The 11253-nt window shown below is 66.2% G+C and carries 9 protein-coding genes and 1 pseudogene; 9 read left to right on the top strand and 1 reads right to left on the bottom strand.

What is annotated here, in order from left to right; all coding sequences use genetic code 11:
* The 3 genes and pseudogenes from B3446_RS26840 to fhuE all read left to right on the top strand — a co-directional run.
* Positions 1–303 (top strand): annotated as a pseudogene (locus B3446_RS26840) (helix-turn-helix transcriptional regulator); the annotation flags it as partial.
* Between the two features lie 31 nt (positions 304–334).
* Positions 335–979 (top strand): PQQ-binding-like beta-propeller repeat protein, encoded by a 645-nt coding sequence (locus tag B3446_RS26845; RefSeq protein WP_175136282.1) that lies wholly within the window; start codon positions 335–337, stop codon positions 977–979.
* 103 nt (positions 980–1082) lie between these two features.
* Complete coding sequence (gene fhuE / locus B3446_RS26850) at positions 1083–3278, top strand: ferric-rhodotorulic acid/ferric-coprogen receptor FhuE (protein WP_291387052.1); 2196 nt, start codon at positions 1083–1085, stop codon at positions 3276–3278.
* An 86-nt stretch (positions 3279–3364) separates the two neighbouring features.
* Here the strand turns inward: fhuE and B3446_RS26855 are convergent, their stop codons facing one another.
* Positions 3365–4294, bottom strand: coding sequence for a LysR family transcriptional regulator (locus tag B3446_RS26855; RefSeq protein WP_175121256.1), 930 nt, complete (start codon positions 4292–4294; stop codon positions 3365–3367).
* Positions 4295–4414: 120 nt separating this feature from the next.
* Here B3446_RS26855 and B3446_RS26860 point away from each other — a divergent pair, with 120 nt between their 5' ends.
* From B3446_RS26860 to B3446_RS26885, 6 genes are all read left to right on the top strand, one after another.
* Complete coding sequence (locus B3446_RS26860; RefSeq protein WP_291387056.1) at positions 4415–5764, top strand: D-serine ammonia-lyase; 1350 nt, start codon at positions 4415–4417, stop codon at positions 5762–5764.
* 48 nt (positions 5765–5812) lie between these two features.
* Positions 5813–6793 (top strand): Bug family tripartite tricarboxylate transporter substrate binding protein, encoded by a 981-nt coding sequence (locus tag B3446_RS26865; protein ID WP_291387058.1) that lies wholly within the window; start codon positions 5813–5815, stop codon positions 6791–6793.
* Positions 6794–6805: 12 nt separating this feature from the next.
* The gene (locus B3446_RS26870; RefSeq protein ID WP_291387060.1) at positions 6806–8329 is read left to right on the top strand and encodes an amidase; all 1524 of its coding nucleotides are present in this window, start codon (positions 6806–6808) and stop codon (positions 8327–8329) included.
* A 268-nt stretch (positions 8330–8597) separates the two neighbouring features.
* Positions 8598–9725: a TRAP transporter substrate-binding protein gene (locus B3446_RS26875; protein ID WP_291387062.1), complete on the top strand. Its 1128-nt coding sequence runs from the start codon at positions 8598–8600 to the stop codon at positions 9723–9725.
* A gap of 125 nt (positions 9726–9850) precedes the next feature.
* Positions 9851–10474, top strand: coding sequence for a TRAP transporter small permease subunit (locus B3446_RS26880; RefSeq protein ID WP_191575372.1), 624 nt, complete (start codon positions 9851–9853; stop codon positions 10472–10474).
* Positions 10471–11253 (top strand): TRAP transporter large permease subunit (locus B3446_RS26885; RefSeq protein WP_291387065.1); only part of this gene is annotated, 783 nt, incomplete at its 3' end. The genes B3446_RS26880 and B3446_RS26885, both read left to right, overlap by 4 nt.

Here is an 11253-nt window from a genome sequence, read left to right on the forward strand (position 1 = left end):
GGCTATGCGCTCGCGCCTGCGGGCGCTTGCGACGTCACGGTGCTGGCGCCGGCCGGCGACCAAGCGGATCCGGAGCAGGGGGCGCTGCTGGCTTTTCTGGCTGATGGCGAAGGCTGGTCGAGTTCGGCGCTGGCGCTGGTGCTCGGATCGAGCCAGCGCACCGTGCAGCGCGCGCTTGACACCCTGGCCGAGGCCGGCAAGGTGCAGGCCTTCGGCCAGGGGCTCGCGCGGCGCTGGGTGCTGCCTCCGGTGCCCGGATTCACGACAAGCTTGTTACTCCCGGCGATTCTGCCCGGCCATTAGCATGGAAGCACCCCTACAAAAGGAAGCCACCATGAAACGATCACAAGCCGAAATCCTCCGCGAATATGGCCCGTTCCCGGGCGTTGAGGCCGTCCATGGGCTGACCTACGACGGCAAGCAGGTGTGGTTCGCCACGGGCGACAGCCTCGTTGCCCTGGACCCGGCCACCGGACAGACGTCGCGCTCGCTCGACATCACCGCGAATGCGGGCACGGCCTTTGACGGCACGCACCTCTATCAGATCGCCGATGGCCGGATCCAGAAGGTCGATCCGCAAAGCGGCAAGGTGCTGTCCACCATCCCGGCGCCCGGCGGCGAGGGCGTGTCTGGCCTGGCCTGGGCGGAAGGCAGCCTGTGGGTCGGCGCCTACCGCGACCGCAAGATCCACCAGGTCGACCCCGAAACCGGTAACGTGCTGCGCACCATCGACTCCAACCGCTACGTGACGGGCGTCACATGGGTGGACGGCGAGCTGTGGCACGGCACATGGGAAGCCGAAGAAAGCGAATTGCGGCGTCTTGAACCGCGCACCGGCGAAGTGCTGGAGGCGGTCGAGATGCCCGCGGGCATTGGCGTGTCGGGCCTGGAATCCGATGGCGGCGCGCGGTTTTATTGCGGCGGCGGCGAAAGCGGCAAGGTGCGCGCGGTGCAGCGGCCGGGCAAGCCGCAGGATTAAGGAGAAAAATGGGGAAAAACAACAGTAGATGGAGATGAGAAGGATTTGCATTTAAACTTCCTGCCGATTTGTCACCCTTTTGACCCACTCGGTAGGAAGCCCAATGCAAGCAGAAAGACGCGCCCGACGCGGCCACATCGTTCATCCACGTTTCGTGCTTCGCCGCACGTCGGCGGCGGTTTTCCTGGCATTGGCCTCGGGGGCCGTTGCCGCGCAGGACGCCAACGTGTCGACGCTGCCTTCGGTGCAAGTGGTGGGCGAGAACGCCAATCCGAACACCACCGAGGGGACGGGGTCCTACACCCCGCGCGCCACGGCGGCCAGCACCGGGTTGTCGCTGTCGCTGCGCGAGACGCCGCAGTCGGTCACCGTGATGACGCGCCAGCGCATGGATGACGAAGACATGCGATCGCTGGCGGACGTCATGGGCAGCACGCCGGGCATTTCGGTGCAGAACTTCGACAGCGAGCGTTACACGTTCAACTCGCGCGGCTTCAGCATCACCAACTACATGTACGACGGCGTGCCCACGGCATTCGACGTGGGCTACGCGGCGGGCGAGTCGTCCGTCGACCCCATCATCTATGACCGGGTGGAGGTCGTGCGCGGCGCCACGGGCCTGATGACGGGCGCCGGCAATCCGTCGGCCTCCATCAACCTGGTGCGCAAGCACGCCGACAGCCGCGAGTTCAAGGCGGACCTGAGCGCGGGCGTGGGCAACTGGGACACGTATCGCGTGACGGCCGACCTGTCCACGCCGCTTAACGCCGAAGGCACCGTGCGGGGCCGCATCGTCTCGGCCTACCAGGACAACCATTCGTTCCTGGACTACTACCAGAACAAGAAAAAGGTCTTCTACGGTGTGGTGGACGCCGACCTGACCTCGCGCACGACGCTCAGCGTGGGCTACAACTACCAGGACAACGAGCCGCAGGGCAGCAGTTGGGGCGGCTTTCCGCTCTGGTACGCCGACGGCGGCCGCACCGACTGGCGCCGGTCGCTGAATACCGGCGCCCGGTGGACATCGTGGGGCAGCACGACGCAAGGCGCGTTTGCCAGCCTGGAGCATCGCTTCGACAACGATTGGCGCGTTCAGGCCGTGGGCTCGTATTCCAAGAACGAAATGGACGGCAAGCTGCTGTATCTGTACGGCTGGCCGGACCGCGAAACCGGACTGGGCATGGGCGCGTCGCCCGCCTGGTACCTGGGCGACCGCAAGCAGAATGCCCTGGACCTGAAGGCCAACGGACCGTTCACGCTGTTTGGCCGCCGCCACGAAGCGGTGGTCGGCGCCAGCTTCAACCGGCAGAAGGGCGATTTCAACTACCGGTCCGCCATCAATGCGGCCGACGTCGGCAACTTCCTGGACTGGAACGGCTCGTATCCCGAACCGGACTGGAACGATTCCATCATCGCCAACCGCTACACCACCACCCAGACCGGCTGGTACGGCGCGTTGCGCCTGAACCTGGCCGATCCGCTCAAGCTCATCGTGGGCGGGCGCTACAGCACGTGGAAGACGAACGCGATCGGCTTTGGCGGAGAAAGCCGCACCGAGTTCGACAAGAACGCCTTCACGCCGTACGCCGGCCTGCTGTACGACATCAACGACACCTACACGGCCTACGTCAGCTACACCGGCATCTTCAATCCGCAGACCTACCAGGACCGCAACGGCAACTGGTTGGATCCGCTGGAAGGCAAGTCGTACGAGGCCGGCATCAAGGGCGAATGGCTGGAGGGCCGCCTGAACGCCAGCGCCGCGATCTTCCAGATCGACCAGGACAACGTGGCGCAGGTCGACCCGGGCCAGATTGTGCCGGGCACGACCAATCAGGCCTACACGGCCGCGCAAGGCACGCGCAGCCGCGGCTTCGACCTGGAAATGTCGGGTGAAGTGACGCCGGGCTGGAATGTGGCGGCCGGCTGGTCGCATTGGACGGCCAGCGACGGCGAGGGCAACGCGATCCAGACCGACCAGCCGCGCAGCCTGGTGCGCGTCTTCACGACGTATCAGTTGCCGGGCGACTGGAACCGCCTCACGATCGGCGGCGGCGTGAACTGGCAAAGCCATGTCTACACCATCGCCAGCGGCCCGAACGGCGACGAACGCGTCAGCCAGGGCAGCTACGCCATCACCAACCTGATGGCGCGCTACCGCTTCAACCGCAGCCTGTCGGCGCAGTTGAACGTGAACAACGTGTTCGACCGCAAGTATTACAGCCAGATCGGCTTCTACAGCCAGGGCGCGTGGGCCGCGGGACGCAGCGCGATGCTGACGATGCGCTACCAGTATTGATCGCGGGCGTTATGCGGGTCGGCCTTGCACGGCCCGGCCTTACCCCGGTCCGGTCTTACCCCGGCCCGCCATTCCCCGGCCCGGCCTCAAGCGGGCCCGACCGGTCCGGAGGCCGCCCGCGCGGCCTCCGCGATGCTGGCGATGAACGCCTTGGCGGCCTCGGGCATGATGCGTCCCGCCAGCGTCTGCACCTCGAAGTGACGTTCGTTCATTTCGCGGTCGCGTAGCGGCACGGCGACGATTTTTCCCCATTGCAGGCGGTTGCGGATGGCCAGTTCACCACAGAAGGCCACGCCGCCGCCCGCGCTGGCAAAGCCGACCAGGGCGTCGATGCTGCGGCTGGTGAACGCCGCCTCGCAATGCAGTTGCTGGCGGCTGCAGCTGATGTCGATCAGCTGGCGCAACGTGGAATCGGGGCTGGGCAGGGCCAGGGGATAGGCGATCAGCTGCGCCAGCGCCATCTCGCGCCGGTCGGCCAGCGGATGGTCTGCCGCCAGGATCGCGCGCACCGGCGCCGGCACGCGGGCTTCCACACGGATGTCGCGCTGCGACGTGAGGCTGAGGGTGATGCCGATATCCGCCGAGCCGTCCCGGATGCGCTGAGGGATCTCCTGCTGCGAGCAGACGTCCAGCGAAAACCGGATGCCCGCGTAGTGCTGCCGGAAAGCCGCGATGGCGGCCGGCACGAACTCCGACGCATAGCCCTCGGTGCTGACGATGCGCACATGGCCTTGCCGCAGGCCGCGCAGCGCCAGGATGTCGCCCGCTACCCGTTCCACGTCCTGCTGCATGCGCTTGGCGTGCGCGGCCAGGAGTTCACCGGCGGCGTTCGGGACCATGCCGCGCGCGCGGCGCTCGAACAGCAAGGTGCCAAGTTCCCGTTCGATGCGGGCAATCTGGCGGCTGACGGCCGAAGGGGCCACATCCAGGCGCCCCGCGGCTTCACTGACCGAGCCGGTGCGCACGACTTCCAGGAAATACCGCAGGGAAATCTCCTGCAGGACGCGGGGGTTCATGGTCGGCTCCAAGGTTTGCGGAAAACGCAAAGAAGAATTCTAACCATTGATATTGCTGCAAAGCGCTGGCCGCCTCTAGGATGTGGGCATTATTTGCGCTTCCCATTCGCTACCACAGCCATGTTTCAATCCGACGCTCCTTCCCAATCCCCCGTTCTGGATTCCCTGCGGCAGGCCAAGCCGGTGCTGTGGACAGGCCCGGACATGCCGGCGCCCGCAAGCGGACCGGGTGCGCATTTCCTGATGGATCAGGTGCTGTCGGCGCAGGAACGCTTCGCGCGATTCGCGCCGCTGCTGGCCGAACTGTTTCCCGAGCTGGCCGAGACGGGCGGGGTGATCGAGTCGCCGCTGCTCCCTGCCGCGGCCATGCAGGTAGCGATGGGCCTGCCGCCGGACGCCGGCCGGTTGTGGATCAAGGCGGACCACGCATTGCCAGTGGCCGGTTCCATCAAGGCGCGCGGCGGTATTCACGAAGTGCTGGAATTCGCCGAATCGCTGGCGCTGCGCGAAGGATTGCTGCTCCCGGGCGACGATTACCGCAAGCTGGCCGGCCCGGAGGCCCGCGCGGCGTTTGGCCGCTATCAGGTCGCCGTGGGTTCCACGGGCAACCTGGGCCTGTCCATCGGGGTGATTGCATCGGCGCTGGGGTTCCGGTCGGCCGTGCACATGTCTGCCGATGCCAAGGAATGGAAGAAGGCGCGTCTGCGTGCGCGCGGCGTTGAGGTCGTGGAGCACGCGGGCGACTACGAAAAAGCCGTGGCCGCGGGCCGCGCGCAGGTCGAAGCCGATCCTTTTGGCTATTTCGTGGACGACGAGCGGTCGGCGTCCCTGTTCCTGGGCTACGCCGCCGCCGCGCTGCACCTGCGCGTGCAATTGATCGAAGCGGGCGTGCGGGTCGATGCCGAGCATCCCCTGTTTGTCTACCTGCCTTGCGGCGTGGGCGGGGCGCCGGGCGGGATCGCCTTCGGCCTGACGCAGCTGTATGGCCCGCACGTGCATTGCTTCTTCGCCGAGCCGGTGCAGTCGCCGTGTTTCCTGGTGCGCATGATGGCCGGCCAAGGCGAGCTGCCGGGTGCGCCGGCGTCCGCGTCGGTGTACGACGTCGGCCTGACCAACGTGACCGAGGCCGACGGCCTGGCGGTTCCGACGGCGTCCGAATTGGCGTACGCGGCGGTGGGCGCGCAGTTGCGCGGCGTCTACACCGTTGAAGACGACACGCTGTACGCCGACCTGGCGCGCCTGAAGGACAGCGAAGGCCTGCGCATCGAACCGTCCGCCGCCGCGGGTTTCAGCGGACCCCGCCATCTGTGCGGCACCGACGCCGGCCGCGCATGGCTGCGCGCGCATGGCCTGGACGCGCATCTGCCGCGCGCGACGCACCTGGCCTGGACCACCGGCGGGCTGTTCGTGCCCGACCAAGAATATGACCGATTCCTGAGCCGCGGGCGTTCGCTCGCGGCCGGCAACTAGGCGCCGACAGACGCGCCGCTTATCCACCACCTCCCATCGAGCACCGCCATGAAAACCTCGTTTCTTGCAGTCAGCCTCGCTTTTGCCAGCACCGTCGGCGCCGTCGCGCCCGCGGTGGCCCAGGACGCCTATCCCAGCCGGCCGCTCACGCTGGTCGTGCCCTTCCCGCCGGGTGGCGCCACCGATGTGCTGGGCCGCGTGGTGGCGCAGAAACTGGGTCAGGAATTGGGGCGCACGGTCGTGGTGGAAAACCGCGCCGGCGCTGGCACGGTGATCGGCGCCAGCTTCGTCGCCAAGGCCGCGCCGGACGGCTACACGCTGCTGGTCAGTTCGGGCACGACGTTCACGGTCAACCCGGCCATTCAAGCCAACCTGCCGTACGACCCGGTCAAGAGCTTCGAGCCGATCGGCATTGTCGGCCGCACCGGCCTGGCGCTGCTTGCGAACCCCAAGGTGCCGGTCAAGGACCTGAAGGAGTTCGTGGCCTATGTGAAGGACCCGGCTCACGATCAGCCGCCGTACGGTTCGTTCGGCACCGGGACCACCGCGCATTTCGTGGGCGAGGCCTTTACCTCGGCCGCCAAGCTGAAGATGACGCACGTGCCGTACAAGGGCAGCTCGCCCGCAATGACGGACCTGATCGGCGGACAGATTCCGTTCTCGGTCGACACCGTGGCCGCGGCCCTGCCGCAAAGCAAGCAGGGCAAGGTGCGCGTGCTGGCGGTGTCCGCGCCCAAGCGCTCCGCGTTCCTGCCCGACGTGCCCACGTTCGCGGAGCAGGGCTATCCCTCGGTTGCGATGGATACGTGGCTGATGGTCGCCGCGCCGCGTGGCCTGCCGGCCGACGTGAAGACGCGGCTGGAGAAGGCGCTCAAGGCCACCGTCGAATCGCCCGAGGTGGTCAAGAGCCTGGAGGCGCAAGGCTTTGAAGCCGCCTTCGCGAGCGCCGCGGAAGGCGAGGCGCTGATTCAGCAGGAACTGCCCGTCATGCGTGAAGTCGCGCAGCGGGCCAACATCAAGATCGACTGAAGGAAGACGACGATGGCATTGGACGACACCCTGGTATCCCTGACGGCGGTCGAACTGCGGCGCATGATCGGCGCCCGCCAGCTTTCGCCGGTGGAATTGCTGGAAGCCTGCATCGCGCGCATCCAGGCCGTGAACCCGTACATCAACGCGGTGACCGCCACCGCCTACGAGCGGGCCCGGGCGGAGGCGCGCGCCGCCGAGCGCGCCGTGATGGCGGGCGAGCCGCTGGGCCTGTTGCACGGCCTGCCGATGGGGGTGAAGGACCTGGAACCCACCGCCGGTGTGCTGACCACATACGGCTCGCCTTTGTATCGCGGCCACGTGCCCGAGGAGGACATCGAGCTGGTGGCGCGCCTGCGCCGCGCCGGCGCCATCGTCGCTGCCAAGACCAACGTGCCCGAAATGGGCGCGGGCGCCAATTCACGCAACACGGTGTGGGGCGCGACCGGCAATCCGTTCAACCCCAACCTGAACGCAGGCGGTTCGTCGGGCGGTTCGGCTGCGGCGCTGGCCAGCGACATGCTGCCGGTCTGCACGGGTTCGGACACCGGCGGCTCGCTGCGCATTCCCGCGTCCAAATGCGGTGTTGTCGGATTTCGGCCCTCGCCAGGCATCGTGCCCAGCGTGCGCAAGCCGCTGGGCTGGACGCCGATTTCCGTGGTCGGGCCGATGGGCCGCACGGTGGCCGACGCCTGCCTGCAGATGGCGGCGTCCGCGGGCATGCATGCAGGCGATCCGCTCAGCTATCCGCTGGACCCGCTGCAATTCCTGAACCCCGGCGTCGCGGACCTGGGCTCGCTGCGCGTGGCCTATACCGAAGACTTCGGCGCCTGCGACGTGGACGACAGTATCCGCGCCACCTTCCGCGAAAAGATCGCCGCGATGCGGCATCTGTTTGCCGCCTGCGATCCGATCGACCTGGATGTGGGTGAGGCCCACCGGTGCTTTGACGTGCTGCGCGCCGAAGCCTTCGTGGCGGGCATGCGCGACGCGTACGAGAAGGATCCGTCCAGCCTGGGCCCCAACACCCGCGCCAACTTCGAAATGGGCGCGGCGATGAGTCTGAAGGACAGCGCCTGGGCGCAGGCCGAGCAGACGCGCCTGATCAAGCGCTTTCAGCGCGCCTACGACGATTACGACCTCATCCTTTCGCCCACGACGCCGGTCTCGCCGTTCCCGTGGACGCAGCTGTACGCGGACAAGATCAACGGCATTGCGCAGGAGAACTACTACCGCTGGCTGGCACTGACGTATGTGATCACGCTGACCACGCACCCGGCGCTGACGCTGCCGTGCGGACGCGATGCGAAGGGCATGCCGTTCGGGCTGCAGATCGTGGGGCGCTTTCGTGGAGACCGGGAAGTGCTGGCCGCGGCGCAGGCGATGGAGCAGGCGTTTGCGGGCTCGGACGTGTTGCAGCGGCCAAGGCCGGATCTGGCGGCGTTGCGTCCCGCTGAACCGGCACTGACGTCGATCGTGACTTCGCCGCCACAGTTGCAGGGCGGGGGAGAGGCGGGCTCCGTGTCGGCGGTATAACCACCTCCTTTCACCGCATCGGGCCAGCACGCCGCGTCACGCGGCCTGCTGGCCTTTTTGCTATTTAGGGCTAGTCCGTTTTCTAGGGTAATTCCTGACTAAAAGCTGATTGTCAGCCGTTTGTCAGGCAGGTTTAATCACTCCAAAGTTGCGCATCAGACGCATCAACCCGCATCGGATGGCTCGCAGCAGCCAATCTGTGCCACACCCTTGCAGCCGTAGTAACAACACGCTGGTCCATGTAGTCCACCCCAGGAGACAACAAGCCATGCAACACGTTACAAAGCCCCGCCGCCGCAAATTCATCTCCGGCGCAGCCGCCGCAGGGGTCGCGGCGCTAGGATTTCCCGCCATCGCCAAAGCGCAGAACGCGCCCATCTCTTTCCGGTTCCAGAGCACCTGGCCCGCGACCGACATCTTCCACGAATTCGCCCGCGACTACGCCAACAAGGTCAACGAGATGGCCGGCGGTCAGTTGAAGATCGAAGTGCTGCCCGCGGGCGCCGTGGTCAAGGCGTTCGACTTGCTGGATGCGGTGTCGGCCGGGACGCTGGATGGCGGCCACGGCGTGGTGGCCTACTGGTACGGCAAGAACACGGCGGTGGCGCTGTGGGGGTCCGGTCCGTCTTTCGGCATGGATGCCAACATGCTGTTGGCCTGGCACGAATACGGCGGCGGCAAGGAGCTGCTGGTCGAGATCCAGAAGGCCATGAACGTGAACGTGCAGTCCCTGATGTACGGTCCGATGCCGACGCAGCCGTTCGGTTGGTTCAAGCGGCCGGTCACCAAGGTCGAGGACGTCAAGGGCGTGAAGTTCCGTACCGTGGGCCTGGCCATTGACATGTACACCGCGATGGGTGCGGCCGTGAACGCGCTGCCGGGCGGGGAAATCGTGCCGGCTCTGGACCGCGGGCTGCTGGATGGGGCGGAATTCAACAACGCGTCTTCCGACCTGGCGCTGGGATTCCAGGACGTCTCCAAGATCTGCATGCTGCAGAGCTTTCACCAGAGCGCCGAGCAATTCGAGGTGCTGTTCAACAAGGCCAAGTACGACGCCTTGCCCGAACACCTCAAGCACATCCTGAGCTATGCGGCGCAGGCGTCCAGCGCGGACATGTCCTGGAAGGCGGCGAACCGCTATTCGCAGGACTACATCAAGCTGCAGAAGGATCACAACGTCAAGTTCTACAAGACGCCGGACGCGATCCTGCAGCAGCAGCTCAAGATCTGGGACGAGATGATTGCCAAGCGGTCGGCCGAGAATCCGCTGTTCAAGAAGGTGCTGGATTCGCAGCGCGCGTTCGCGGAGCGGGTGGGGCGCTGGCACGGCGACACGACCGTCAATTACCGCATGGCCTACAACCACTACTTCTCGCGCAGCACCAAGCCGGCCTGACGCCGTCCTGCGCTGCTCCCGCGCGCCGCCTGGCCGGCGCGCGGGGTTTCGCCATGCGTCCAGGTTCCGTGCGCGCCGGCGGCAGGTTTGCTGCGGCCTGAGCGGATCCGACTCCAGGACCTTCGATGATCCGAATCGTACGTTTCATAGATAGCATCTCCACCCTCGTGGGCAAGACCTTTGCCTGGCTGATCGTGGTGCTGACGCTGCACGTGTGTTGGGAAGTCGCGGCGCGCTATATCCTGAATCAGCCCAGCGCCTGGGCGTTTGACCTCCAGATGATGTACTACGGCATCCTGTTCATGATGGCTGGGGCGTATACGCTGGCCAAGAACGGGCACGTGCGCGGGGACATCCTGTACGGATTCCTGCCGCCGCGCGTGCAGGCGGGGCTGGACCTGCTGCTCTTCATCGTCTTTTTCTTTCCGGGCGTCATCGCCCTGGTGTGGGCGGGCTGGTACTACGCCGGCTACTCCATCGCCATCCGCGAACACTCGTCGCTGATGGCCAACGGGCCGCCGATCTATCCATTCAAGGCCTTCATCCCCGCCGCCGGCGCGGTGCTGCTGCTGCAGGGCGTGGCCGAGGTCATGCGTTGCATCCTGTGCCTGAAGCAGGGCGCGTGGCCGTCGCGTGAAGAGGACGTCGAGGAAGTGGACGTCGATAAGCTCAAGGAGATGGTGCACGTGAAGGACGAAGACATCGCCAAGCTCGATCGTTACGTCAACACCGGGGAGTCCCAGCGATGAAAATCCACAAGGCATTGTGGTTCGGCCTGTCGTGCATCGCGCTGGTGCTCCTGATGATCGCGTTCCTCACGCCGTGGGACAACCTCACCACGGGCCACATCGGGCTGCTGATGCTGGCCCTGATCGTGGTGGCGATCATGCTGGGCTTTCCCACGGCGTTCACGCTGATGGGCATGGGCGTGCTGTTCACGTTCCTGGCGTATTACATGCAGAGTTCGGATCCGGGGCGGTCACTCGGACAGACGCTGGATCTGATGGTGCAGCGCACGTACGCCACGATGACGAACGATTCGCTGATTTCGATTCCGCTGTTCGTGTTCATGGGCTATCTGGTCGAACGCGCCAACCTCATCGAAAAGCTCTTCCGGTCGATGCATCTGGCGCTGGCGCGGCTGCCCGGCGCATTGGCAGTGGCCACGCTGGCGACGTGCGCGATCTTCGCGACGGCGACGGGCATCGTGGGGGCGGTGGTCACGTTGATGGGGCTGCTGGCGATGCCGGCCATGCTGAAGGCCGGCTACAGCGTGCGCCTGACGGCCGGTTCCATTACGGCGGGCGGTTGCCTGGGCATTCTGCTGCCGCCGTCGGTGATGCTGATCGTGTATGGGGCCACCACGGGCGTGTCGGTCGTGCAGTTGTATGCCGGCGCGCTGTTTCCCGGGATCATGCTGGCGATTCTGTACATGGTCTATGTGATCATCGTGGCCAAGCTGCGGCCCGACATGGCGCCGCCGCTGCCCGAGAGCGAACGCGGCGTGCCGCTGTCGCCCGGCACGGCC

It is taken from the genome of Achromobacter sp. UBA5777, assembly GCF_002418565.1.
Lineage (GTDB): Bacteria > Pseudomonadota > Gammaproteobacteria > Burkholderiales > Burkholderiaceae_B > Achromobacter > Achromobacter animicus.